This window comes from Cryobacterium sp. M25, from assembly GCF_002929635.1.
GTDB classification, from domain to species: Bacteria; Actinomycetota; Actinomycetes; order Actinomycetales; family Microbacteriaceae; genus Cryobacterium; species Cryobacterium sandaracinum.
The window spans coordinates 1-25,014 of record NZ_PJJU01000024.1 but is presented as its reverse complement, the minus strand read 5'-3'; the positions used below and the strand labels follow the sequence as shown (position 1 = coordinate 25,014).

Below are 25,014 nucleotides of genomic sequence, written 5' to 3'. Positions count from 1 at the left end.
CAGTCGGCGTCGGCGTCGGCGTCGGAGTCGGTGTCGTCGTTGGTGTCGGCGTCGGCGTCGGCGTCACCGGCACATCGGCCTGCGGCAGGAACGTGAAGGCGCCGGTGACCGGAACGACGCTGATCGTACGGTAGAAGGCGGCGGTCACTGTGACGCCAGAGTTCATCGTGCACGCGAGGCCCAGGCTGTAGTTGCCGCCGGCGTTCCTGGCCGCAGTCTGGGAGTTATTGATGAGCGAGATCGGCGCGAGGGTCGGGTTGAGCACGTTGCGTGTCGCTCCGTTGAACGCGAGGGGCGCGTACGCCTTCCAGGTGAGGACGGTGTTTTCGGTTCCGGGGGTGGCCAGGAAGGCGAAGATATTCGTTGAGTTCGCCGGGCAGGTGAACTCGCCGTTGATGTCGCCCTGAGTGGAGGAGCCGAAGAGGTCCTCCTTCCAGCCCCAGACGCGGCCGTCCGACACCTGGACGGCATCCGTGTCGTACATGTAGACGGGAGCGGCAGAACCATTCGTCTGCGTCGCGGCTGTCGCGGCAGTCGCCGCGGCCGTGGCTCCGGCGACCAGAGCGAGCGAAACGACGCCGGCGGCGACGAGACGCGACTTCTTGTTGATCTTCATTTATTTACAGTCCTGTTCTTGGGCGGAGGTCACTTGGAGATTCGAACGGCGGTGGTGGTCGAGGGTGCGAGAATGCCGAATTTTTTCTTCAACGAACCGGCTTTGGCGGCAAAAGTCGTCTGCGAGTTCGTCAGGCTGGCGCTCTTTGTCGGATCGAGCAGGTCGGCCAGAGTCGAGTCATACGCGGCATTCGTCGGGTCAACTCGTGCGTACTGCACAACGAGGTACGTGTCGCGTCCCCAACGAGAGTCGGCGTAGTAGGCGGCCACCGGGGCCATCGAGGTGCCGGTGCCTGTCACGGGGGTGGTGCCTGCGACCAGGGAACCCAGGACCGTGGTGTCCTTCTTCTTGGGGAAGCTCGCACCGGTGTTCATGGCGACCCAGCGGGACACCGACATAGGCGCGACAGTGTTGATGCCCAGGTCAGAGGCGTCGTGCTCCTGACCCACGGTGACGCAGGAGCCCAGGGTCGAATCCGTGACGCCGATCTTGGACATGAAGTCCTTGCGCGTTCCGGAACCGGCCTGCGGGATGACCGGTGTGACCTTCACTCCGCCGAGGGTGGTGACGCTGCAGGTGTAAAGACTCGTCATGGTCGCGGTGTCGATGGTACCGATGCCGGCTGCCGTCGAAGCGCTGTCATACGCGTAGGCGATCGCATCGCGACCGAAAGGCACCTGAATCAGGCTACCTGCCGGGTCGACCGTGCCTGATCCGGACGAACGGGCGATGTCGATCTGCCCCGTGATGACGACGCCCGCGGGCGCGCCGACGGTTCCGGAGGTGTACGGGGCGCCGTCAATGGAACGGAGAAGGGCCGTGCGCCCGTCGCTTGAGCCATTCGGGCGACCGAAACGCACACCGGAGGACTTCGTCGTGATGAACGGGGTGCCGGTCGCGTCGAACGAGCCGATGCTGTTTCCGTTGGCTGTCGAACGAACCGACGCTCCCGAAAGGCCCGAACCGTTGGCCAGGGCGCTGACGACGTCCTCGAGGGTGTCGGAGCCGACGATGGAGTAGCTGTTCGAGACGGGCTCGGCGTTAGCCGGGCTGACGATGACAAGGCCGGAGATGGCCACGCCGACAGTTGCGCAGAGTGCAAGAGCCTTCTTGGTGTTCACTGGGGTGCCTTTCGAGAGTGATGCAGGAGACGGACCCGGATGGGTCCCTCTTGTCTCAGCGCTACGGTCCGAAGCGGGGAACCCGCGCGAAGCGTCACGTTGGGCGCGCATCAGGATCGTCTCCGAACGCGCGAAATCAAGGGGACGCCGCAAGCGGCGACCAGGCCGGAGAGCAGCCCGGCCGGCACCGCCGCGCGTACCGGTCCCATGACCGGGTCCGCGGGCGTCGGTCTCGCCACCAGGGGGTCGACGACGGTGCCCGTCGCGGCCGGGTCGACCGCGGCGTCGGCCACCACCGGCGCGGCCTGAGCCTGGAACTCTGCCGGACCGTACGTCGACGGGGTCGGCACATAGGCCGGCCTGTCGACCGCAGGGGCAGTCTCGGGCACGGCCGTTGTGGCGACCGGGCTGCCGCCCTGTTCGATTGCGGTCGCGGCGGCGAGCGCCTGGTCCACCCAGCTCTTCGGGAGCGGGGTGTAGCCGCGCGGCAGCTGCCCGATCTCCGTCCCGGGTACCTGGCCTGCCACCACCGCGTACCGGATCAGGTTGGCGTAGATGGCCCGCTGGGCGGCATCCGTTTGCAGCGGATTCAACGCAGCATAGACCGGCATCGTCATTGGGTACGCTGTGGCGGCAGCCTTGGCGTTTGGGTTCGCCGGGTCGTATTCGAGCACCTCGGGGTTGGCGCTGGTCGGCACCATGGCGGCGGAGGCCGCGAGCATGGACTCCGTCGACGGCGCCACGAACGCGCCCGCGGAGTTCTGCAACGACGCCGTCACCGTTTGGTAGCGAGCGGCCGCGGCCGCGGTGGTGACGCCAAGCACGCGCTGGTTGCCCACCAGGCTTCGCACGCTCTTACCGAACTTCGGCGGGACGCTGGTGGGGTTCCAGTCGCCGAGCTCCTGCCCGTCGCCGCGCAGGGTGAGATACGCGCCGCTCTCGAAGTCGCTGGTGTAGGGGCGCCAGGTGACCAGGTTCACCGCCGTTGTTCCGGTGCCGGCAGCGGGCCGCTCCAGTGGATCAGCCTTCGGAAAATTCGTGCGGGGAAGCGTCATGGCCGTCCCCGACGGGTTGACAGCGGCATTGGTGGACGACCACGGGTTGACTTTCATGCCCCACGTGTCGGGCGTTCCGTTCAGGAATTCGACGGCGGCTGGGTCGGAGAGGACGTAACGCCACAGTTGCTGGGCCTCGTCGGATCTCCCCGCGGGGAGGAGCATGTCTCCCAGGGACGGCCCGGTCAGGTCCTGGTACTTCCACTCATCGTCGTTGACCGCCAGGAAATCGGGGTCGACCGTGAGGTTGCGCGCGTTCGCGCCAGGGTTCGCGGAGTCGGTGTAGCCGAAAAACTTGAGGGAGTCCGACGTGGCCGGCGCCCCGGAAGGCAGTGAGTCGAGATACGAATTAGTGAGGAGTTTGGCGACCAGGCGCGGGGTGAGGTTCAGTGACGTGAACGCCTCGGTATTCCTGGCTTTGTATTCCTGGGGAACTGCGCCAACCGGTTTCACCCGACGGTCGATGGAGAACGAAACCGCGACGCCGCTGAGGGCGATCGGTGCGTACGCGACGGGATCGGCCCCGTCGGTTTGCAGGGGGCGCGAGGTGAGAGCCAGCGGGCTGGGTGTCGTGAGGCTCGCCGCGGCAAGCGCGTCCTCCTCGTTGCCGATGCTGAGCGCGAACGAGGAACCCGTCGCACCGGTGCACAGTTTGGGTTGCCATGACCCGATCGCCGCGGCGACGAGTTCGCTTCCGGAGAGCTGCTTCTCGGCCGAGCCGATGGCGCAGCGCTGGCCGATGGGCTTGAAGTCCAGCTTGACGGCCACGCTGTGCTTCCAGGAGTCCCATAGCAGGCCGGACTTGGTGATGTAGGACTCCCCCGCGTCGCTTTTTCCGCGCGGGATGACCACGAGCCAGCAGGATTTTCCGGAGACAGTGCCGTCCGCGGCGGTCACGGGCGTGCCACAGCCCAGACCCGGGGACTGCATCGCGGTCTGCACCTCGAATTTGACGGAGCCGTCGCCACTGTCGCTCGACCCGGCCCAGGGCACCTCATTCGTCGTGTACTGGGTGTAAAACTCGTTGGTGGCCAGGTCAACGCCGGAGATGCCGTCGGGCAATGTGACCCCTGTTTCGGACGGCGGCCCGGTGGCCTTCTGCACGAGGCCCGTCAAGGGATCCATGACATGGTGCGTGAGCACGTTGGCCGAGTCGGCGAACACCGAAGAGATCGAACCCCCCGTGGATGCGCGGTAGGGAATCGCGGTGAATGCCGGAATTGTGAACCCGTTGGCCGGCGATGTGTACTGCGAGTCCTGCGGTGCCACCTGGTCCTGGCTGACCGCGGTGTCGCGCGTGGACGCGGCCTTGCCGGGGAAGCCGCCGTACTGGCAGGTCGTGCGATCCGGGCGGCTGGAATTCGCCGGGTCGTCTCCCCAGCACTGCGCGATCTGGAGGAAGTCCTGGCCTCCCGAGCTGCCATCGGGCCGCTCGGACTTCGTGCCTCCGCTCCAGTTGACGACGATGCCCTGGGAAACGAGGTCCTCGGTCTGGGACACGGTGACCTTGAGATCGGGGAAGGGGGCGGTGGCGACGTCCGGGTCGTAGCCCCTCGATGCGACCGTGACCGCGGTCGACGTGTCAGCGGATGCCGCAGAGGGGGCCAGGGAGCCGAGCGCGGCAACACCCACGCCGACCAGCAGACCGACGACGACTCCGCTGGCGCCGGCGCGGGCCCAGAGTGCGTTCTTTGGGGCGAACGTGAGGCGCTTCACTTGGTTCCTGCCTTAGCGACACGCGGTTTGAACCGACCGGCGAGCACCGGCGGCAGCACGGCGGCGGCCAGCAGGAGAAGGCCGGCGACGAGCATGATCGATTGCTGGGCGCCCCACCCGCTCTTCGCCAACGTGAACGGTGCGGCGATGGCCGTGCCGACCACGCCGGTTGCCGTGGCGCCGACCGTGGACACGAGGGCGCCGTTCTCGTCGTACACGGGCGCGGCCACCGGGCCTGATGCCGCCTCCTTTCCGCCGGGCGCTGCCGCCTCTGTTCCCCCGGGCCCTGCTGACGAAGCCGTTTCCCCGGCAGTTGTCGCGGCGGCTGAGCCGGCCGCGCCACCACCCGATCCGCTACCGGACACTGCGGTGTCGGCCAGCGCCCCGGCCGTGCCGGTGGTGCACTGGTTGGCCCCTATCTTGTCGCAGGCGGCCGGCTGGAGAGCCGTGGTGGCCAGCAGGTTGTTTGACGGGGAGTCACCTGGTTTGAATGTCGGGTTGTTGCATTTGTTGATGTCGACGCCGCTGACATCGGCGCCTGGCACTCGCTTGATCTGGTCGAAGCCAGCCAGCACGAGGTTCATCGGCAGAGGCGAGTAGCCCAGGGCTTCGGCCTGCTGCTGCCCCTCGCAGAGCATGTAATGAGCGAAGGTACCGAGGGTCAGGCCCTTCTTGGCGGTGAAGACGCCGCCGACTTCGGTCGGCACGATCATGTAGGAGTAGCTCGCGAGTGGGTAGGTGCGGGGGTCCGCGTTGTTGTACACGCCGTCCAGGATCTGGGTGAGGTAGGTAGGCCCGGGTGTGGTGTTGATGGATGCCTTCAGCAGTGCGACGGCCACGGAATTGGCCGTGGGTTCCGTGTAGTAACCCGCTGCGTTGAGCACCTTGGCGACGGGGAAACCGGAGTTCTTGGCGTAGGAGTACTCCACGTAGGTGATCGCACCCTCGCCGTAGTCCTGGCTCACGTAGCCGGCGACGCCTGAGGATCCGCTTTGCGCCTTGGCGTTGCCGTAGGTGGGGAACTGCGAGGTGAGGCCGCAGGGGGCAGACCGGCCGACCTTCGTGCAGAAGGAATTCCAGAGGGCCGGGTGCTGCTTGGACATCCAGAGTGTGAATTGCGCCGTGGAGCCGGAGCCGTCCGAGCGAACGACGGGCACGATGCCCTTGTCGGGCATGGCCAGCCCGGGGTTGTCGGTCGCGATGGCAGGGTCGTTCCACTTCGTGATGGCGCCGGTGAAGATCTTGGTGATGACCTCTCCGCTGAGCCGAAGGTTTGTGACTCGCTTGCCGCCGATTTTCAGGTTGTACATGAAGGAAGTGCCACCAGCCACGATGGGCATGTATGCGTAACCGCGGGCAGGCACCTCGGGTGCCGAACCGTCCTCCGGGGCGGTCTGGAACGGGATCTCGCTGACGGCGAAGTCCACGTTGCCCGCGACGAAGTCACGGCGCCCGGCCGACGAGCCGACTCCGGAGTAGTTCACCGTCATCGCGTAGTTATTGGCAACATTCTTGCGCCACTGGTCCAGGGCGTTCTGCGACCAGGTCGAGCCGGTGCCGGTGATTTGGTCGTAACTCGCTGCCTGGGCAGCTGGCGCCGTGGAGACGCTCAGCAGCACAACGACGAGCGCGAATAAGGCTCGGACTGTGCGAATCTGTCGGGTTTGCGGCGTCACGAGGACGTCTCCTTCGTGGTGAGGTCGGTAGGTGAACTCGTCGGCCGGAGCATTGAATTGGTTCCGGTGATCCCCGGACCGAGGTCACCCCGTACGCTCATCCGTTGCAGGTCTCGCTCCGATGCGGCGTCGACGCGCAGTTGCCGCCGACGGGACAACTGGCCGGGACCGGTACCGCCGATGAGTCGAGCAATGGCGAAGAGGGTGAGCACCAGGAGGATCAGGACGGCGGCCGTGCCGAAACCTCGGGCGATCATGGTGGGCTCAGGAGACTTGACGAAGTCGAAGACCTGCAGCGGGAGGGAGATCATCGGGCCGGCGAAGGGGTTCAGGTTGGTCACCGCGGTGACACCCGAGGTGAGCAACACAGGGCTGGTCTCGCCGATGCCGCGGGCTGTGCCCAGGATCACGGCCGTTGCCAGTCCGGGCCGGGCGGTCGGCAACACGACATACCAGATGGTGGCCCAGCGGGTGGAACCGAGGGCATAGGCGGCCTCTCGCAGGTTGCCGGCGACCAGGCGAAGCACGATATCCGAGGCCCGAATGACGATCGGGAGCATCATGACGGTGATCGCCATGGCCGCGGCGAAGCCTGACCGCTGGTGCGTGATCAGCACGATGATCGCCGAGTAGACGAACAGGCCGGCCACGATGGACGGCAGCGCGGTCATCGCATCCGAAATGGTGCGCACGAACCTCGCGAATCGGCCACCGACCTCGTTCAGGAACAGGGCGGTCGTGATGCCGAGCGGAATCGTGATCGCCAGCGCCATCGAAATCTGCATGAGCGTGCCCAGGATCGCGTGCACGATACCGCCCATGTCGAGGCCGTCGAGGGGTCCGGCCAATTCCATGCTCTGGGTGAAGAAGTTCAGATGAGGCAGGGCTTCCTGCCCGCGTATCAGAGTGAACGCCACGACGAAGACCAGGGCGCCGAAGAGCACCACACCGGCGCTTGATAGCAGCACCGCCATCACGCGGTCCTTGACCTCCTGCGCGTCGCTCGTGAAGCTTACGAGCAGGGCGTAGAAGCCAAGGAACGCCAGATACGCCACGAGCGCCCAGCCCACGCCGCCGGAAAGCGGAGTGATCCAGCCGAAGAGGAGCACCGCGACGGCGATTCCGGCTGCGGCGGCACCGAGAACGTTGAACCGGTCGTCGAGCCGGGCGCCGCGCACCCGGCGTCGCGGTCCGATCGGGGTGCCGTCGTAGGCCGGGATCGTCGTGGTGTGGGTGTCGTTCGTCGTGAGGGTGCTGGTCGCGGCGTGCGTGATGTTGGGTGCGTGCGTGATCGTCATCAGTCGCTCTCCGCCCCGGATCGAGACCGTGCCACGATCGACGAGGCCGTGAAGTTGATCACGAGGGTGATCAGGAACAGTACGAGTCCGGCTGCCATCAGCGCGGAGAGGCCGAATGAGCTGGATTCGCCGTAGCGGAGGGCGATGAGCGCGGAGACGGAGTTGGTGCCGGTCTTCAGCACCTCCCAGTTGATCGTGAAGATCGGCGAAATGATCATGTAGACGGCGATGGTTTCACCGAGAGCGCGGCCGAGGCCGAGCATGGTGCCGCCGATGATGCCGCCACGACCGAAGGGCAGCACGACCGCACGGATCATGCCCCAGCGCGTCGACCCGAGCGCGAAGGCGGCCTCGCGCTCGCCGATCGGCGCCTGGGAGAAGGCCTCGCGCATGACCGACGTCTGGGTCGGGACCACCATGAGGCCGACGACAATGCCGGCGATGAACGCCGAGGAGGTGAACGCGCTGGCCTCGGTGAGCGCTTGCCCACTGGCGTCCGCCACCCGGAACAGCGGGATCCAGCCGAAGTAGGTGGAGATCCAGGTGGCGACCGGGATCACGTTGGCCTGCAGGAAGAAGACGCCCCAGAGGCCGAAGACCACGCTCGGCACGGCGGCCATCAGGTCGACGAGCGTGACGAGCGTGGAGCGCATCCGGCCCTGGGCGACCTCGGAGATGAGTAGGGCCGTGCCGAGGGCGAGCGGCACGGCGACGCACATCGCGATCACCGCGATCGTGATGGTGCCGAACAAGACGGATGCGATGCCGAATTTCTGCGACTCCGGCGACCAGTCCTGCTCGACCAGAAAGCTGAACCCGGCGACGCCGAGGGCCTCCGAGGCACGCAACGAAAGGAACACGCCCACGGCGAGCATGATCGCCACGGTGATGCAGCCGGCGAAGAAGGCCACCGAACGGAACACCGAGTCCGAGACCGAGGGACGTGCTGTCAGTAAGCGGCGCGGGGACGAGTCCGGGTTCGCCGGGTCGACCGTTGGCGGCTCGATCGCAGGCGCGTCGAAGAGGGTCGAAAACGACATGGGTGTCCTTGCACATTCGGGTGTGGGGAGCGGAACGAACGTGGCGGTAGCACGTCCGAGACACATGTTTGGGGCGCTTGGTTAACACTGAGCGTCGATTTGTCCAGCTAGAGGTGGACGCGTAGTGGAGAGTTGAGCGCGCGGGATTGCACCCGGTGCAGGACCGGGGGCCCCGCAGAGGGCGCCCGCACGTGGGCGCGCAGAGGGCGCCCGCACGTGGGCGCGCATCACGGCGGCAGCCGAGTCACGGGAGAACGGCGGCCGCGCGGTGAGCGCGAAGTGGCGTGCGCCACCGAGCGGTACAGCTCGCTACGTTTATATACGGCGTCACCGCGCGCCCGCCAGCGCGGCGTAGGTATTCGCGGTCGCGGCAACGGTGTTCACATAGGAATCGACGTGGTTGTACGCGAACACGGCGGCGCGCCAGCGATCGGGCCGGGACAGCTCGCCGTAGTGGCAGAGGTAGCGGCCGGCGGCGAGGGCGGCATCGTCGATTTGTTGCGGGTCGTCGACGCCGTCCCCGTTGCCGTCGGCGCCCCATCGCTGCCAGGTCGCCGGAATGAATTGCAGGGGCCCGACCGCGCGGTCCCATTCGGTGCTGCCGTCCCAGACTCCGCGATCGGTGTCGCTCATCGCGGCGAAAGCGCTGCCATCGAGTGCGGGGCCGAAGATGCCCGGGCGGGCGGCGCCATCCGCGCCGAGTGCCGAACCGTCGTGGCTGCCGTGACCGGATTCGACGTTGCCGAGGGCGGCCAGGGTACTCCAACCGAGGTGGCAGCCCGGTTGTTCGGCCGCCAGGGCCAGGGACGCCCCTGCATAGCCGAGCAGGGCGCGCACTGGGATGCCAGCCGCTTGGGCGACGCGGACGGCCCAGGCAGGGTCGGCGAGCGCCGCATTGCCATCAATCGGAGGCGTAACCGTCGGCAGGGCAAGCGTGGCGGGCGCTGGTTCGGCCGCGGGCAGCGATCGGGCAACCTCTGGCGGCACGGTGGTGATGACCGCCGACGCGGCCGGTGCGAGACTCGCCCGCACGCCCTCGGGTGCCTGGAAACCGGGTACCAGCCAGCCGAAGACCAGCCAGCCGAGCACGGAGAGGCCGGCGACCGTGGCGATCATGGGGGTTCCGCGGTGCTTGCGCACGGTCACCAGGACAGGGCCCGTTCCTCGTCGGAGAGTACCCGGTTGCCGCGCTGCCCGGCCTCCGTGGCATGACGGGCGTCCGCACCGACGAGCGCGCTGTGGAAAGCCTCAATGGTTCCAGCCGAGGCCTCGCGGCTGGTCGACGCCCCGCCATACCAGCGCCCTGCAGTCATCACGACTACATCACCGACGCTGATCACCCACCCGTGTGTGCCGGCCTTGGGACCCGTGACAACCGTGGCGACCATCGAATCGCACTGGCCCTTGAGTTCGAGGACGTGGGCTCGCGCGCTGGAGAACGTTGCGTAGACGGAGGAGCTACGGCCGAGCTCGCGCCGGTTCGAGGCGAGCAGTCGCCAGATACCGGAGTGCCGCGGCGCTCCCGTGAGCAAGGGACCGGCGCGTTGCCCGTCACGCACGGCGACCGCCCTAACGGGAGTGCCGACATTCTGCACGCTCTCACGGAAAGCCACCCATCCGTGCAATCGGGGGTCGGCGGCGGATTCAAACGCCGAGAAGACGATGCTCGGGCTCGGCGACAAGATGACTCCCTGGGCAAGGATGATGCAGCGAAGGGGCCACTGTGACGTGTGAGCGGCTCGAATAGGCCGACCCCGCGTGTACTTTCCAGCCCACGAATGTCCGGTTCGGGAGCATCACCTGAACCGGAGGTGAACGAGGGATGGCCGGCGCGGTAAGAACGCGCGAAAGATGTCCCGCACTTGGGGGTCGTCTTACCGGCGGAATGCCTTCCGGGCCAGCCAGTTTCCGAGGAACTGCACCAGCTGCACGAGCACGATGATCAGCAGCACGGCCGCCCAGGTCACCACGGGATTGAACTGGCGGTAGCCGTAGAGCAGCGCGAAGTTTCCGAGGCCGCCGCCGCCGACGTAGCCGGCTACCGCCGACATGTCCACGAGCGCCACGAAGATGAAGGTGTAGCCGAGGATGAGCGGGCCGAGCGCCTCGGGCAGCAGCACCGTGAAGATGATCCGGATCGGCCCGGCCCCCACACTGCGGGCCGCCTCGATCACACCGGGCGTCACCGTGAGGAGGTTCTGCTCCACGATGCGCCCCATGGCGAAGGATGCCGCGAGCGAGATCGTGAAGATGATCGCCGCGTTGCCGATGCCGGTTCCCACCACGGCCCGGGCCAGCGGCTGGGCGGCGGCCAGGAAGATGATGAACGGGATCGGCCGCACGATGTTCACCAGCAGGTTCAGCACCACGAAGACCCCGCGGTTCTCGAGGATGCTGCCGGCGCGGGTCAGATACAGGCCGAGGCCCACGAGCAGGCCGCCGATCCCGCCGAAGAAGAGCGTGAGGCCGACGATGTAGAGGGTCTCCCCCGCGGCGATCCAGAGTTCGGGCAACAGGTCGATCAGGCTGTCCATCTCAGCGCACCTCGGTCACGGTCGTGAGGGTTCGCACCCGGTCGAGCGCGGCGTCGATGGCGGCGTCGGCCGCGGCATCCGTCGCCCCCGGCGTGGCCAGTGCCAGCGTCAGGTGTCCGAACGACCGGCCCTGGATCTCGTTGATGCCGCCGTAGACGACCTCGAAGGTGACGCCGGCGGAGACGAACTCGCTGAACACGCGGGCCTGATCGACGCTGCTGTCGCGGAACGCCAGCGTGACGAGGCGGCCCGGGTGACGCCGCCGCAGCACGGCGAGTTCCGACGAAGAAGGGAGACCCTTGACCACGGTCGAGACGAACCGGGCGGAGGCCGCCTGCTGCGGGTTCGAGAACACGTCGAACACGTCGCCGCGCTCGATCACCCGGCCCTGGTCCATCACGGCGACCTTCGTCGCCAAGGTCTGGATGACATCCATCTCGTGCGTGATCACGATAATGGTGACCCCGAATTCCTTATTCACCCGCCCGAGCAGGTCCAGAACCTCGGAGGTGGTCTCCGGGTCGAGGGCGCTGGTGGCCTCGTCGGCGAGCAGGATGCCCGGCTGGCTGGCTAAGGCCCGCGCGATGCCCACGCGCTGCTTCTGACCGCCGGAGAGCTGGTCGGGATAGGCGCCCGCCTTGTCGCCGAGCCCGACGAAGTCGAGCATCTCGGCAACCCGGGCCCGGCGCGTCTCCTTCGATTGGCCGGCCACCTCGAGCGGGTAGGCGACGTTCGCCGCGACGGAGCGTGACCCCAGAAGGTTGAACTGCTGGAAGATCATCCCGATACCCAGCCGCACCGGGCGCAGCTCCCGCTCGGGCAGGCGGGCGATGTCGGTGCCGTTGATCAGGATCTCGCCCGACGTCGACCGTTCGAGGGCGTTCACAAGCCGCACCAGGGTGCTCTTGCCTGCCCCCGAATAACCGATGATGCCGTAGACGTCCCCGGCGTCGATCGTGAGGCTGACCTTGTCGATGGCGACGACCTCGGCCCCGCCCCGGGTCGTGGGCAGGTACACCTTGCTCACGTCACGCAGTTCGACAACGGGGGTGGGGGCAGGCATGGGACGTCCTTACTGACTGGCGTGGCGCCGGACTGTGCGGCTGTGCTGGGCTGAGGTCGGGCGGCGCTACTTCTGGGCTGCGGTGTCCTTCTCGACCGTGGCGAGGGAGGCCTCGAGGTCGGCGACCGGGGTCTGGACCATCACCGCGGAACCGGCGGACACGTCGATCACGCCATCCTGAACGGCCTTCGTGGTCTGGTAGATCTCGACCAGCTTCTGGTAGGTGGCGTTGTCCTTGTCCTTTGCGCGGGCCGCGAAAACGTTCACGTACGGGAGCGCGTTGGGGTCGGCAGGGTCGTCCTGGGCGAGGGCATCCTCAACCTTCAAACCGGCCTTCTCGACGAAGTCGTTGTTGATGATCGCGGCGGCGACGTCGGGAAGCGACGTGGCGGTGAGCGAGGCCTCGAGCGCGGTCACGGTGACCTTGGACTTTTTCTTATCGATATCGTCGAGGGTCGAGTAGATGCTGCCACCGTCGGAGAGCGTAATCAGCTTCGCCGACTGCAGTACGAGCAACGCGCGAGCCAGGTTGCTGGCGTCGTTCGGCACCGCGACGGTGTCGCCTTTCTTGATTTTGCTGACGTCATCATACTGGGTCGAGTACAGGGCGAGCGGGTAGATCGCGGTGGCGCCGACCGGCGCGAGGTCTTCTTCGCTGGCCACGTTGTACTCGGCGAGGTAGACGATGTGCTGGAACTGGTTCAGGTCGAGCTCGCCGGCAGACAGGGCCGGGTTCGGCTGCCCGAACTCGGTGAAGTCGACGATGTCGACGGTGATGCCGGCATCCGCCGCGGCTTCCTCGTAGACGGCCCAGTATGGGTCGCTGGCGCCGACGACGCCGATCTTCACGGTCTCGTCGGCGGCCGCACCGGAGCAACCGGCGAGCAGGGCGACGAGCGGTACGACCGCGAGAGCGGCGAGCAGTTTCTTGTTCACGATGGGGTTCCCCTTGTTGGCTTCGGTGCCGTCTGGACGGCGGTGGGTGCCGACGCGATTTTGGGCACAGAGGGACCACGGGTCAAAGAGGAGTGGGAGTCTGTGCCGCTGCATCGCGAGGCACGTTCCAAGGCTAACGGGAGATGCTGCGCCGCGTGCGCGCCAACGTCACACGCGGTCACAGCATCTGCGACTTCAGCCCTCGATCAGCTCAGAGAGTTCGATCCAGCGGGTTTCGAAGCCGGCGATGGCGGACTCGAGCGTCTGCAGTTCGGTGCTGAGCACGCCGAGGCCGTCGAAGTCGGACTGGTCGTGCACGGCGAGGCTCTCGTGCAGGGCCGCGATCCGCGCGTTCTGCTTGGCGACCTTGCGATCGATGGAGGCGAGTTCCTTCTGCGCGTTGCGGAGGTCGGCGCCGCCGATGGCGAGCTTGCGCGACGCCTTCCCGCCGGAGGTGTTCGCCGCGTTCGCCTCGGCGGGCTTGTCAATGCCGCTCGTCTGCTTCTTGCGCATCTCGAGGTACTGGTCCACACCGCCGGGAAGGTGGCGGAAGCCGCCCTCGGTGACCGCGTACTGGTTGTCGGTGACGCGCTCGATCAGGTACCGGTCGTGCGAGACCACGAGGAGGGTGCCGGGGAAGGAGTCGAGCAGGTCTTCCATGGCCGCGAGCATGTCGGTGTCCAGGTCGTTGGTGGGCTCGTCGAGGATGAGCACATTGGGCTCGTCGAGCACGATCAGCAGCAGCTGCAGGCGGCGCTTCTGGCCACCGGAGAGATCCTTGACCTGGGTGGTCAGCTGGGCGCTCATGAAACCCATGCGCTCGAGCATCTGGCCGGGCGTGATTTCCTTGCCGCCGGCCATGTACGACGTCTTCTGACGGCCGATGACCTCGCTGACGCGGTCGTTCTGGATGTCGTCGAGTTCGAACAGCTGCTGGGTGAGCACGGCGACCTTGATGGTCTTGCCGCGCTTGACGGTGCCCGTGGTGGGCAGAAGTGTTCCGGCTACCAGGTTCAGGAGCGTGCTTTTGCCGGCGCCGTTGACGCCCATGATGCCGGTGCGCTCGCCCGGTGCGATGCGCCAGGTGATGTCGTTCAGCACGGTCTCCTCGCCGAACTTCACGCCGATGTCGATCAGGTCGACGACATCCTTGCCTAGGCGCTGCATGGCCATCGACTGCATCGACACGGTGTCGCGGGGCGGCGGCTCGTTCTCGATCAGCTCGTTCGCGGCGTCGATGCGGAACTTGGGCTTCGCGGTGCGGGCGGGGGCTCCGCGCCGCAGCCAGGCCAATTCCTTCTTCATCAGGTTCTGGCGTTTGGATTCGGAGGCCGCGCTCATCCGGTCGCGTTCGACGCGCTGCAGGATGTAGGCGGCGTAGCCACCCTCGAACGGTTCGATCAGGCGGTCGTGCACCTCCCAGGTCATGTTGCAGACCTCGTCGAGGAACCACCGGTCGTGGGTGACGACCACCAGGCCGCCGGAGTTCGTGGCCCAGCGGGTCTTCAGGTGACCGGCCAGCCAGGAGATGCCCTCCACGTCGAGGTGGTTGGTGGGCTCGTCGAGGAAGATGACGTCGTGGTCACCGATCAGCACGGAGGCCAGAGCCACCCGGCGGCGCTGGCCACCGGAGAGGTCGTCGACAAGGGCGTCCCAGGGGATGTCCCGCACGAGTCCCGCAATCACGTCGCGCACCTTGGCGTCGCCCGCCCAGACGTGCTCGTCGATGCCGCCGACGATGGTGTGGCCCACGGTCTGGCCCGAAGCGAGGTCGTCGGATTGGTCGAGCATGCCGATGGTGACGCCGCGCCGGCGCGTGACGCGGCCCGCGTCGGGTTCCATCCGGCCGGCGAGCAGGCGCATCAGGGTGGACTTGCCGTCGCCGTTGCGGCCGACGACGCCGATCCGGTCGCCTTCGTTGAGACCGGCGGTGACGCTGTCAAAAATGACGCGGGTGGGAAATTCAAGGTGCAGGGACTCGGCCCCGAGCAAATGTGCCATAGCTTTCGAGTTTAGCTGGCGCGGCTGAGAGGCCCGCGCGCCCCGGTTTCGCACCCGGTGGCCTGACTGTTGCCGAATCGGACATCTGTTGCCGGCACACCGGCAACAGATGTCCGACCGGGCCACAGTTGCGGCAAAACGGGGGGCTAGTCGTGGATGATCCGGGCCCCATGCACCGGCCCGGTGGCGCGCACCACGCGCAGCCGGGACGCGCTCAGGGCGACCTGCAGTTCGAGGGCGCTGTCGGCATCCGCGACCAGGAAGGCCACGGTCGGGCCGGAGCCGGAGAGCAGGCCGGCCAGGGCGCCGTTCGCCTCGCCCAACTCGAGCACCTTGCCCAGGCCGGGGGCCAGGTGCAGCGCGGGAGCCTGCAGGTCGTTGTGCAGCGCCTCGGCCAGCATCCGCGGGTCGCCGGCCCGAAGCGCCTGCAGCACGTTGGTGTCGACGGAGGGCTGGATCTGGGCAGGGAAGATGTCCTGGGCGTGGCGTTCGCGGTGGCGGTCGAGCTCGTTGTAGACGCCGGGGGTCGAGAGGCCGAAGTCGGCGAGGGCGAGCACCCAGTGGAACTGCCCCTTGGCCAGGGCTGGGCTGAGTTGGTCGCCGCGCCCGGTGCCGATGGCGGTGCCGCCGGTGAAGGCGAACGGGACGTCAGCGCCGAGGGTCGCGGCGATCTCGATGAGGTCGTCGCGGGTGGCGTCGGTTCCCCACAGGGTGTCGCAAGCGAGGAGGCTGGCCGCGGCATCCGCCGACCCGCCACCCATGCCGCCGGCGATGGGCACGTTCTTCTCGATCGAGAGGCGCACTCCCCCGCGATAGCCGGCCTTGCGGGCCAGGGCGCGCGCGGCCTTGATGGCGAGGTTGCTGCCGTCGACGGCGAGACCCGAGGCGTCTATGGGGCCGGTGAACACGACCGAGAAGTCGTCGGCCGGCCAAGCGCGCACGTCTTCGAACAGTGACACGGCCTGGTAGGCGGTGGCCACCTCGTGGTACTCGTCTTCGAGGACCGCACCGACCTTGAGGAAAACGTTGATCTTGCCGGGCGCCCGCGCATGCACCACGGGGGAAGGGGCCGGGTTGGTCATGTGACTAACCTAGCCCAGCCGCACAGTCGCGACTGCCCCGCGGCGGCACGCGTCAGTGTGCGGCGAGCTGGGCGCGGGCGATCGCCAGGAAGTCCTCGACCGTTAGCTGCTCGCCGCGCTCGGTAGGGTCGATTCCGGCGTGCGTCATGATCTCGGTGGCACTCGATGGGTCACCGAGAACGGAGGACAACGACTTGCGCAGCATTTTGCGGCGCTGCTGGAACGCGGCATCGACGAGGGCGAAGGTGGCGCGGCGCAATTCCTCGGATTCGAGCGGCCGGGCGCGCCGTTCGAAGGCGATCAGGATCGAATCGACGCCGGGAACCGGCCAGAACACCTGACGGCTGACCTTGCCGGCGGGGCGGAATGCCCCGTACCAGGCGGCCTTGACGCTCGGGCTGCCGTAGACCTTGCTGCCGGATGGCGCCGCGAGGCGCTCCCCCACCTCGGCCTGCACCATGACCACTCCGGCCCGGATGGAGGCGAAGTGCTCCAGCAGGTAGAGGAGCACCGGCACCGACACGTTGTACGGCAGGTTCGCCACGAGGCGGCTCGGGTCGCCGGGCAGTTCCGTGATCTTGAGCGCGTCGTTGCGGATGACGGTGAGCGGCGCGCCGGGATGCATCAGCTCGACCGTCAGCGGCAGCTGCTCGGCGAGCCGGTCATCGATCTCCACGGCCACGACGGTCGCGCCGGTCTCGAGCAGCCCCAGCGTGAGGGATCCCAGCCCGGGGCCCACCTCCAGCACGGTGTCGCCGGGTGAGACGGTTGCGACCCTGACGATGCGGCGCACGGTGTTGCCGTCGATGACGAAGTTCTGGCCGAGCTTCTTGGTGGGGTTGACGCCCAGCATCTCGGCCAGGTCGCGGATCTCGGCGGGGCCGAGGAGGGACCGTGCGCCGGGAGCGGCGGCTGGAGCAGCAGCGGGTGCTGCAGCGGGATCCGCGGGCTCGGCATCCGTTTCGAGAGCGGATGCCGGCTCCGGCACGGCGGCCGGCGCGGCGTGCCGGCCGCCGGTCACTTCGTCGCTGACGGGTCGGGTGCCGGCCTCGGGTTCGTCTCCGGGAGCGTAGCCGTGGCGGGGCGGGGTCATGCGAGGCCTCCGAACGGGCTCGTGTCGGGCTCTGGCTCGGTGACCGTCACCGGTTCGGCGTCCCACCGTCCGTAGACGAGTTCGGTGTTGGACGAAATCTGGGTGGCGAGAATGGTGGCCTCCGTTTCGAGGTGGTCGGCCATGGCGCGCAGGGTGTGCGGCAGCAGGTACGGCGCGTTCGGGCGGCCGCGGAAGGGTGCGGGGGTGAGGAACGGGGCATCCGTCTCGACCAGCAGCAGCCGGCGCGGCACCGCGGCCAGGGCCTCCCGCAGATTCTGGGCGTTCTTGAAGGTCACGGTTCCCGCGAACGAGAGGTACCAGCCGTTGTCGGCGAGGATGCGGGCCATCTCGATGTCGCCGGAGAAGCAGTGGAAGACGGTGCGATCGGGCGCGCCGACCCGCAGCAGGGTCTCGATCACCGCGGCGTGGGCGTCGCGGTCGTGGATCTGCAGCGCGAGGCCGTTCTGCTTGGCGATGTCGATGTGCGCCTCGAAGGAGCGGAGCTGGCTGGCGTGTCCTTCGGGGCCGGTGCGGAAGAAGTCCAGTCCGGTCTCCCCGATGGCGACCACGCGCGGGCGCGTCGCCAGCTCGGCGATCTCAGCCAAGGCGTCGTCGAGGGTGCCGGCGGCCTCGTAGACCGGGGCCTCGTTGGGGTGGATGGCGACGGCCGCGAGCATGCGCGGCTCCCGGGCGGCCATCGCGGCCGACCAGCGCGAGGTCTTCAGGTCGCCGCCGACCTGGATGACGCCGCGCACGCCGACGCTGGACGCGCGGTCGAGCTGCTCGGCCACGCTGAGCGACTGGTCGCCGTCGGCGATCTCCAAGTGGGTGTGGTTGTCGTAGACCGGCACGACGAGCGGGTCGGGCTGCGGCGGGTAGCTCAGGTCCCGGCCGGCACCTTTTTCGCGCTGGCGCACGGGGCCGGCTTCGGGCCCGGGCTCGTCAGCCAACCGTGGCCTCGATGCGTGGGAAAAGCGCCTCGAGCGGGGAGACCCGCGGGCCGCCGGTCCACTCCCAGGCCCGGTCGATGCGCTGGTCGGTGACCAGGCCGATGCCGCCGAGGGCGGTCCAGAGCTTCGCCGTGGCCTGCGGTACGACCGGCGAGAGCAGCACGGCGAGCGTGCCCAGTCCGCGCACGGCGGTGACCAGCACGGCTTCGAGTCGGTCCCGGTTGGCCGGGTCCTTCGCGAGCGACCACGGCTCCTGGGCGGTGATGTAGCCGTTGAGCTCGTCGACCAGTTCCCAAATCGCGGCGATGGCGTCGTGGATGGCGAGGTGTCCGATGGCCAGTGTGGCGGCATCCGTCACCCGCTTCTCGGTGCCGCGAATGAGCTCGTCGGCCTCGCTGAAGTCGCCGGCGACGGGGATCTCGCCGTCGCAATAGCGCACGACCATGGCGATCACGCGGGAGGCGAGGTTGCCGAAGCCGTTGGCCAGCTCGGACTGGTACCGGGCGGACAGGTCTTCCCAGGAGAAGGAGCCGTCCTGGCCGAAGCTGATCGCGCGCATGAAGTAATAGCGGAAGGCGTCGGAGCCGAACGTATCCGTGATCTGGCTTGGGGCGATGCCGGTGAGCTTGGACTTGCTCATCTTCTCGCCGCCCACGAGCAACCAGCCGTGGCCGAAGACCTGCCGAGGCACCTCGATGCCCGCGGCGAGGAGCATTGCAGGCCAGATGACGGCGTGGAAACGCAAAATATCTTTGCCCACGACGTGCGTCGCCGGCCAGAGGCGGTTGAACTTCTCGTCGTCGTGGCCGTAGCCGGCGGCGGTGATGTAGTTGAGCAGGGCGTCGAACCAGACGTAGACGACGTGGCTGTCGTCCCAGGGCACCTTGATGCCCCAGTCGAAACTGGAGCGGGAGATCGACAGGTCGCTGAGGCCCTGCTTGACGAAGGATATTACCTCGTTGCGCGCCGACGCGGGCTGTACGAAGTTCGGGTTCTCCTCGTACAGGGCGAGGAGCTGGTCGGCGAACGTGCTCATCCGAAAGAAGTAGTTTTTCTCGTGCAGCAGCTCGCAGGGGATGGAGTGGATGGCGCAGACCTGCTGCCCGGCGTACTCGCCGACCCCATCGATGAGGTCGCTCGGCTGCTTGTACTCCTCGCAGCCGACGCAGTAGAAGCCCTCGTACTCGCCGGTGTAGATGTGGCCGGAGTCGTAGAGGTGCTGCAGGAACTTCTGCGCGTTCACTTCGTGGCGCACATCAGTGGTGCGGATGAAGTCGTCGTTTCGGATGTCGACCGTCTTCAGCAGCGGCTTCCAGGCGGTTTCGACCAGACGGTCGGCCCACTCCTTCGGCGTGACGCCGTTGGCGGTCGCGGTGCGCAGGATCTTCTGCCCATGCTCGTCCGTTCCGGTGAGCAGCCAGGCATCCTCGCCGGACTGCCGGTGCCAGCGTGCGAGCACGTCGGCAGCCACCTCGGTATAGGCGTGCCCGATGTGGGGGACATCATTCACGTAGAAAATGGGCGTGGTGATGTAAAAAGATGAGCCGTCGGACATGCTCTCATCCTATTAGGAGCAGCGGATGACGCTGGCCGTGTTACCTTGTGCCACGATCGTCGTGGTGATCGTCGTGGTGCGGGTGGCCGAAGTCCGGCGGCAGCACCTCCTGCGCGGCCGGGCCCGGGTCCGGTTCGCGGCGGCCGATCACGGTGGCTCCGCGCAGCTTCGCCAGCTGGGCCGCGATGCCGCCCACTGCCCCGGCCGCGTCATGCACGCGGATGGTGCGCCTCGGACGCGGGGCGACGTCCTGTACCGCATCCCGCGCCCGTGCCTGCGCGTGCGAATTCGACGGAGATTTTCGGTAATCTGGCCCGATTCGGCCCGAATCGGGCCGCGGCGGGCAAAATATCCGTCGAATTGGTTCGGAGCAGGGAACGTCAGGGCAGAGGCAGAGCCTGGAAGTCCGTTCGGGCCGCGGCGGGCTTGCCCGTCTTGCGCTCCAGCGCCGCCTCGTAGAGGGCGCGCTTGCCGAGCCCGGTGGCGGCGGACACGTCGGCGGCGGCATCCTTGAGACGGATGCCCGACTCCACCAGCGCGAGCACCTCGACCACCCCGGTCTCCAGATCCAGCACGCGTGCCTCCGCCCCGGCGACCACGATGGCGATCTCGCCCTTGACCCCGCCGGCGGCCCACTCAGCCAGCTCGGTCGCGGTACCGCGCTTCACTTCCTCGTAGAACTTGGTCAGCTCACGGCAGACCACGACGCGGCGCCCGGCCCCGAGCACCGCAGCCAGATCGGTCAGGGAGGCCGCCAGCCGGTTGGGCGATTCGAAAAAAACCATTGTGCGCCGCTCCGCGGCCACCTCGCGGAGGGCCGAAACCCGGTCGCCGTGCTTGCGGGGCAGGAACCCCTCGAAGGTGAACCGGTCCGTCGGCAGCCCGGACACGGCGAGCGCGGCGAGCACGGCCGACGGCCCGGGCAACACCGACACGACGACGCCGGCCGCCACCGCGGCATCCACCAGGTGGAAACCCGGGTCGGATACCGTCGGCATCCCTGCGTCGCTGAGCACCAGGATGTCGGTGTCGCGGGCGAGTTCGACGAGTTCGGCCGCCTTGCCGCGCTCGTTGTGGTCGTGCAGGCTGATCAGCCGCGGGCGGTTCTCGATGCCCAGGGCCTTGAGCAGGTGCACGGTGACCCGAGTGTCCTCGGCGGCGATAATCGTCATCGTGCCGAGCGCCTCGATCAGACGCGTTGACGCGTCGCCCAGGTTTCCGATCGGGGTGGCAGCCAGGAGGATCATGATCCCAGTCTCGCAGCCACGGATCACTACGATGGTCACGTGTTCGTGACAAGCCGCGTTTTCTTCTGGGCCGGGCCGCTGGCGGTGACCCTGCTCGCGGCGGTGCTGCGACTCTGGAATCTCGGCGTGCCGCACGCGCTGGTGTTCGACGAAACCTTCTATGTGAAAGACGCCTGGACTCTCAACAACCTCGGCTATGAGTCAACCTGGCCCGAGGGGGCGGACGCCCTCTTCGCCGCCGGGCAGACCGATGTCTTCCTGTCCGACCCGTCGTTCGTGGTGCATCCGCCGCTCGGCAAGTGGCTGATCGCACTGGGTATGGCTGTCGTCGGCCCCGAACACAGCTGGGGCTGGCGGATCGCCACCGCCCTGATCGGTGTGCTGGCGGTCGTGCTGCTGATGTTGATCGCGAAGAAGCTGTTCGGGTCGACCGTGCTGGCCGTGATCGCCGGGTTCCTTTTCGCCATCGACGGCAACGCCATCGTGATGTCGCGCGTGGCCCTGCTGGACAACTCCGTGATGTTCTTCGCACTTCTCGGGTTTGGCGCTGTGCTGCTCGACCGGGACCGGCACGCCACCAGGCTGTCTGCCTGCCTGGTCCAGGCGCGTGAGGCCGGGCGGGAGCCGGGCTGGGGGCCGACCCTGTGGCGGCGGCCCTGGCTGCTCGCGGCCGGCCTTGCCTTCGGGCTCGCCTGCAGCGTCAAGTGGTCGGGCATCTACTTCCTCGCCGCCTTCGGCGTCTACCTTGTTTTCGTCGACGCCCTCGCCCGGCGCCGCGCCGGGCTCCCGTTCTGGTTCAGCGCCGCCGTGCTCAAGCAGGCGCCGGCGACCTTCCTGCTGATCGTGCCGGTGGCCGTCGTCACCTACCTGGCCTCCTGGACCGGCTGGTTCGTCACCCGGGGAGGCTACTACCGCGACTGGGCCACTACGCCGGAGGCCGCGTGGACCGGCGCCCTCGCCTGGATTCCCGACTCGGTGCAAAGCTTCTGGCACTACCAGGTGGCGGCTTACACCTATCACGTGGGGCTCTCCACGCCGCATCCGTATCAGGCGAACCCGTTGACCTGGCTGTTCATGAGCCGCCCGACAAGCATGTACTACCGCGGCTCCGCTCTGGGCGAGAACGGATGCGACGTCGCCACCTGCTCCGAGGCGATCACCGGCATTGCGAATCCGATGATCTGGTGGGCGGCCACGGCGGCGGCCTTCTACCTGGTGTATCGCCTGGCGCGCTACCGCGAGTGGCAGGTCGGCCTGATCCTGATGGGGCTGGTCGCCGGCTACCTGCCCTGGCTGATGTACCTGAACCGCACGGTCTTCCAGTTCTACACGATCGCGTTCGAGCCCTACCTGCTCCTCGGCCTCACTTTCGTGATCGGCGTCCTGCTCCCCCGGGCACGCTGGGTCGTGCTGGGCTTCTTGGTGGCGGCCGCGCTCCTCAGCGCGTATTTCTACCCACTCTGGACGGGCATCCAGACCCCGTTTACGTTCTGGCAACTGCACATCTGGCTTCCCAGCTGGCGCTGACTTTCACGTGCTTTTCCGGGAAACTGAAAGCCACTTATATGCCTCTGTGGGCATATACCGACTGGGAAAGCGGTGTGAAAGCACCCGTCTCCAAGGGGTCCGGCCCATAGGATATGGATATCTGTTTTACGAGTGTCTGCTCCATCACCGACTGAGAAGTCCGGATACAAACCAGAGGCCTCATGTCGGAAGCTGTTGTCGCACCCACGGTGCGCATTGTCAAGACCCGCCCGGGTGGTGATTCGAAAAACCCCACCACCGAGTATTCATCGCTGCTGCACACCGTGCGCAACCTTGGACTTCTGAAGCGCGCCACCGGTTTCTACTGGTTCGTCTTCTCCATGCTTGTGCTCGCCACCCTGGGAACCGGGACCGCGTTCGTGCTGCTCGGCGACAGCTGGTACCAGCTCATCGTCGCGGGCGTGCTCGGCATCATCCTCACCCAGTATGCGTTCCTCGCCCACGAGGCGTCGCACCGCCAAGTGTTCGAGGGCGGTCGCGCGAATGACCGCGCCGGGCGCATCCTCGCCAACCTGTTCGTCGGCATCAGCTACGCCTGGTGGATGAACAAGCACAGTCGTCACCACGCCAATCCGAACGTCATCGGCAAGGACCCGGACATCGCCCCCGACTTCATCGTCTTTCGGGAAGAGGACGCAGCGAAGGTCAGCTGGCTCGGCTCGTTCGTCACCCGCAAGCAGGGCTATCTCTTCTTCCCGCTCCTGATGGCCGAGGGGTTCAACCTGCACGTGCAGGGTTTCAAAACCGTCTTCGGCAAGAAGAAGGTCGACAAGCGCTGGCTCGAGATCAGTATGCTGACCACCCGCATCGTGCTCTACGTCGCCGCGATTTTCTACTTCCTCCCCGTCGGCATGGCGTTCGCGTTCATCGGCGTGCAGCTGGCCGTCTTCGGCGTCTACATGGGGGCGTCCTTCGCGCCGAACCACAAGGGCATGCCGCAGCTCCCCCACGAGAGCAAAGTGGACTTCCTCCGCCGCCAGGTGCTCACCTCCCGCAACATCCGCGGCGGCACGTTCATGGACACGTTCATGGGCGGGCTCAACTATCAGGTCGAGCACCACCTGTTCCCGAACATGGCCCGGCCGCACCTGCACAAGGCCCAGGAGATCACCAAGGAATACTGCAAGACGCACAACATCCTTTACACGGAGACGTCGCTCTTCGAGTCCTACGGCATCGTCATCGCTTACCTGAACAAGGTCGGGCTCGGCGCCCGCGACCCGTTCGACTGCCCGATGGTCGCCCGTTTCCACCACCGGTAGATCGGCTGCAGCACTCCGACGAGCCGTGAGCAAAGCCCCTGTCCCCGTGCGGGAGAGGGGCTTTTCTCACGGGTCGGCGACGGGTACCAGGCCCGCCGCGGGCAAAGATGTCCGTAAACTCGGTGCAATGTGGCTGCCCGGTGTGCTGGTCGCGGCCGCGGCCGCGCTGCTCGCCGGAATCGCCCACGCGGTCTTCCCTGCCCTGCCGCTGCTCACGCTCGCTGTCACCTTCGGAATCGTCGCCGGTAATCTCCCGGTCGCCCACCGTGCGTTGACGGGAGTCCTTTCCCCGGGCCTGAAGCTCGCGGCCACCCGGTTCATGCGCATCGGCATCGTGCTGCTCGGCCTGAAGCTGAGCCTGGTGGACATCCTGGGCCTGGGCTGGGTGACCATCATGACCACCGTCCTGATCGTGCTGCTCACCTTCGTCGGCACCTACTGGCTCGGGCGCACGGTTCGCCTGCCCGGCCGCCAGCCGATCCTGATCGCCACCGGCTTCTCCATCTGCGGGGCGTCCGCGATCGCCGCGATGAGCGGAGTGGTCAAGGCGAAGGATGTCGACACCGCCACCCCGATCGCCCTGGTCACCCTCTGCGGCACGCTGGCCATCGCGGTGCTGCCGGTGCTGTGGCATCCGCTCGGTCTGACCGATCTGCAGTTCGGGCACTGGGTTGGCGCCGGCGTGCACGACGTCGGCCAGGTCGTCGCGACCGCGCAGATCGCCGGGCCCGCCGCGCTGGCCGTGGCCGTCGTCGTGAAGCTCACCCGGGTGCTGCTACTCGCGCCGATCGTCGCCGTCATCGCCGTCGGCGAGCGCCGCCGCGAGACGCACGTCGCCACGGTGACGGATGCCCCCGTGTCCCGCCCGCCGCTCGTGCCCCTGTTCGTGGCCGGTTTCCTGGCCGCCGTTCTCGTGCGCACGTTCGCCCCGCTGCCGGACGCCGTGTTGGCCGGCGCGGACACCGTGCAGACCTACCTGCTCGCGGCCGCGCTCTTCGGGCTCGGCGCCGCCGTGAACCTCGGTTCCATCCTGCGCACCGGAGGCAGGGCCCTCCTCGTGGGTCTGACCTCCTGGACGTTGATCGCCACCCTCGCCCTCGCCGCCGTGCAGCTGCCCTGAGCCGGTGTCAGCGGCTCCGTCCCGAACGAATTCGACGGAGATTTTGGCTCCCCTGCTCTATCCGTGGGTGTTTCGGAGCGCCTTAACGGCCGCACGCCGCT

Annotated in this window: 21 protein-coding genes; 3 read left to right on the top strand and 18 right to left on the bottom strand. The window is 67.4% G+C overall.

Going from position 1 to position 25,014, the window contains the following annotated elements; all coding sequences use genetic code 11:
- The 18 genes from CXY81_RS01020 to rsmI form a co-directional block, all read right to left on the bottom strand.
- Window positions 1-616: hypothetical protein (locus tag CXY81_RS01020; RefSeq protein ID WP_199182897.1), on the bottom strand; the 616-nt coding region annotated here is incomplete at its 3' end.
- A gap of 29 nt (window positions 617-645) precedes the next feature.
- Window positions 646-1,737, bottom strand: coding sequence for a hypothetical protein (locus CXY81_RS01015; RefSeq protein WP_104100817.1), 1,092 nt, complete (start codon window positions 1,735-1,737; stop codon window positions 646-648).
- Window positions 1,738-1,847: 110 nt separating this feature from the next.
- Window positions 1,848-4,508 carry a hypothetical protein gene (locus CXY81_RS01010; RefSeq protein WP_104193702.1) on the bottom strand — a complete coding sequence of 887 codons (2,661 nt, stop codon included), beginning with the start codon at window positions 4,506-4,508 and terminating at the stop codon, window positions 1,848-1,850.
- Window positions 4,505-6,184 (bottom strand): phosphate ABC transporter substrate-binding protein PstS, encoded by a 1,680-nt coding sequence (gene pstS, locus CXY81_RS01005; RefSeq protein WP_233193913.1) that lies wholly within the window; start codon window positions 6,182-6,184, stop codon window positions 4,505-4,507. The genes CXY81_RS01010 and pstS overlap by 4 nt, the downstream gene beginning before the upstream one ends.
- Window positions 6,181-7,482, bottom strand: coding sequence for a phosphate ABC transporter permease PstA (gene pstA / locus CXY81_RS01000; protein ID WP_104169395.1), 1,302 nt, complete (start codon window positions 7,480-7,482; stop codon window positions 6,181-6,183). The genes pstS and pstA overlap by 4 nt, the downstream gene beginning before the upstream one ends.
- Entirely contained in the window at window positions 7,482-8,522 is a 1,041-nt protein-coding gene (pstC, locus tag CXY81_RS00995; RefSeq protein ID WP_104169394.1) for a phosphate ABC transporter permease subunit PstC, read from the bottom strand. Before pstC ends, pstA begins: the two co-directional genes overlap by 1 nt.
- A gap of 327 nt (window positions 8,523-8,849) precedes the next feature.
- A complete protein-coding gene (locus tag CXY81_RS00990; protein ID WP_104169393.1) occupies window positions 8,850-9,668 on the bottom strand; it encodes a lytic transglycosylase domain-containing protein in 819 nt (272 codons plus the stop codon).
- Complete coding sequence (locus CXY81_RS00985; RefSeq protein ID WP_104193701.1) at window positions 9,665-10,204, bottom strand: hypothetical protein; 540 nt, start codon at window positions 10,202-10,204, stop codon at window positions 9,665-9,667. The genes CXY81_RS00990 and CXY81_RS00985 overlap by 4 nt, the downstream gene beginning before the upstream one ends.
- Before the next feature lie 192 nt (window positions 10,205-10,396).
- Window positions 10,397-11,056 (bottom strand): methionine ABC transporter permease, encoded by a 660-nt coding sequence (locus CXY81_RS00980; RefSeq protein ID WP_104169391.1) that lies wholly within the window; start codon window positions 11,054-11,056, stop codon window positions 10,397-10,399.
- A gap of 1 nt (window position 11,057) precedes the next feature.
- Window positions 11,058-12,119 carry a methionine ABC transporter ATP-binding protein gene (locus tag CXY81_RS00975; protein ID WP_104193700.1) on the bottom strand — a complete coding sequence of 354 codons (1,062 nt, stop codon included), beginning with the start codon at window positions 12,117-12,119 and terminating at the stop codon, window positions 11,058-11,060.
- A gap of 66 nt (window positions 12,120-12,185) precedes the next feature.
- Window positions 12,186-13,055, bottom strand: coding sequence for a MetQ/NlpA family ABC transporter substrate-binding protein (locus CXY81_RS00970; RefSeq protein WP_104193705.1), 870 nt, complete (start codon window positions 13,053-13,055; stop codon window positions 12,186-12,188).
- 195 nt (window positions 13,056-13,250) lie between these two features.
- The gene (locus CXY81_RS00965; protein WP_104169389.1) at window positions 13,251-15,056 is read right to left on the bottom strand and encodes an ABC-F family ATP-binding cassette domain-containing protein; all 1,806 of its coding nucleotides are present in this window, start codon (window positions 15,054-15,056) and stop codon (window positions 13,251-13,253) included.
- 146 nt (window positions 15,057-15,202) lie between these two features.
- Window positions 15,203-16,138 carry a 4-(cytidine 5'-diphospho)-2-C-methyl-D-erythritol kinase gene (locus CXY81_RS00960; RefSeq protein WP_104193699.1) on the bottom strand — a complete coding sequence of 312 codons (936 nt, stop codon included), beginning with the start codon at window positions 16,136-16,138 and terminating at the stop codon, window positions 15,203-15,205.
- Between the two features lie 52 nt (window positions 16,139-16,190).
- Window positions 16,191-16,991, bottom strand: coding sequence for a 16S rRNA (adenine(1518)-N(6)/adenine(1519)-N(6))-dimethyltransferase RsmA (gene rsmA / locus CXY81_RS00955; RefSeq protein ID WP_233193914.1), 801 nt, complete (start codon window positions 16,989-16,991; stop codon window positions 16,191-16,193).
- A 236-nt stretch (window positions 16,992-17,227) separates the two neighbouring features.
- Complete coding sequence (locus CXY81_RS00950) at window positions 17,228-18,181, bottom strand: TatD family hydrolase (protein ID WP_233193912.1); 954 nt, start codon at window positions 18,179-18,181, stop codon at window positions 17,228-17,230.
- Window positions 18,174-19,736, bottom strand: coding sequence for a methionine--tRNA ligase (gene metG / locus CXY81_RS00945; RefSeq protein ID WP_104169385.1), 1,563 nt, complete (start codon window positions 19,734-19,736; stop codon window positions 18,174-18,176). Before metG ends, CXY81_RS00950 begins: the two co-directional genes overlap by 8 nt.
- A 40-nt stretch (window positions 19,737-19,776) precedes the next feature.
- Entirely contained in the window at window positions 19,777-19,953 is a 177-nt protein-coding gene (locus CXY81_RS16530; protein WP_199182895.1) for a hypothetical protein, read from the bottom strand.
- A gap of 163 nt (window positions 19,954-20,116) precedes the next feature.
- Entirely contained in the window at window positions 20,117-20,983 is an 867-nt protein-coding gene (rsmI, locus tag CXY81_RS00940; RefSeq protein WP_104193703.1) for a 16S rRNA (cytidine(1402)-2'-O)-methyltransferase, read from the bottom strand.
- Between the two features lie 39 nt (window positions 20,984-21,022).
- On the opposite strand from rsmI, the gene CXY81_RS00935 reads away from it, so the two are divergent.
- From CXY81_RS00935 to CXY81_RS00925, 3 genes are all read left to right on the top strand, one after another.
- Window positions 21,023-22,510 (top strand): dolichyl-phosphate-mannose--protein mannosyltransferase, encoded by a 1,488-nt coding sequence (locus tag CXY81_RS00935; RefSeq protein ID WP_104193697.1) that lies wholly within the window; start codon window positions 21,023-21,025, stop codon window positions 22,508-22,510.
- 182 nt (window positions 22,511-22,692) lie between these two features.
- Complete coding sequence (locus tag CXY81_RS00930) at window positions 22,693-23,793, top strand: acyl-CoA desaturase (RefSeq protein WP_104193696.1); 1,101 nt, start codon at window positions 22,693-22,695, stop codon at window positions 23,791-23,793.
- 127 nt (window positions 23,794-23,920) lie between these two features.
- Entirely contained in the window at window positions 23,921-24,913 is a 993-nt protein-coding gene (locus tag CXY81_RS00925) for a YeiH family protein (protein ID WP_104193695.1), read from the top strand.
- Window positions 24,914-25,014: the final 101 nt, after the last annotated feature.

Excerpts from the sequence above, each read along its gene's own strand:
- pstA (WP_104169395.1), bottom strand. The coding sequence starts at position 7,482 with ATGACGATCACGCACGCACCCAACATCACGCACGCCGCGACCAGCACC.
- pstC (WP_104169394.1), bottom strand. The coding sequence starts at position 8,522 with ATGTCGTTTTCGACCCTCTTCGACGCGCCTGCGATCGAGCCGCCAACG.
- CXY81_RS00980 (WP_104169391.1), bottom strand. The coding sequence starts at position 11,056 with ATGGACAGCCTGATCGACCTGTTGCCCGAACTCTGGATCGCCGCGGGG.
- CXY81_RS00975 (WP_104193700.1), bottom strand. The coding sequence starts at position 12,119 with ATGCCTGCCCCCACCCCCGTTGTCGAACTGCGTGACGTGAGCAAGGTG.
- CXY81_RS00965 (WP_104169389.1), bottom strand. The coding sequence starts at position 15,056 with ATGGCACATTTGCTCGGGGCCGAGTCCCTGCACCTTGAATTTCCCACC.
- CXY81_RS00960 (WP_104193699.1), bottom strand. The coding sequence starts at position 16,138 with ATGACCAACCCGGCCCCTTCCCCCGTGGTGCATGCGCGGGCGCCCGGC.
- rsmA (WP_233193914.1), bottom strand. The coding sequence starts at position 16,991 with ATGCTGGGCGTCAACCCCACCAAGAAGCTCGGCCAGAACTTCGTCATC.
- metG (WP_104169385.1), bottom strand. The coding sequence starts at position 19,736 with ATGTCCGACGGCTCATCTTTTTACATCACCACGCCCATTTTCTACGTG.
- rsmI (WP_104193703.1), bottom strand. The coding sequence starts at position 20,983 with ATGATCCTCCTGGCTGCCACCCCGATCGGAAACCTGGGCGACGCGTCA.
- CXY81_RS00930 (WP_104193696.1), top strand. The coding sequence starts at position 22,693 with ATGTCGGAAGCTGTTGTCGCACCCACGGTGCGCATTGTCAAGACCCGC.
- CXY81_RS00925 (WP_104193695.1), top strand. The coding sequence starts at position 23,921 with ATGTGGCTGCCCGGTGTGCTGGTCGCGGCCGCGGCCGCGCTGCTCGCC.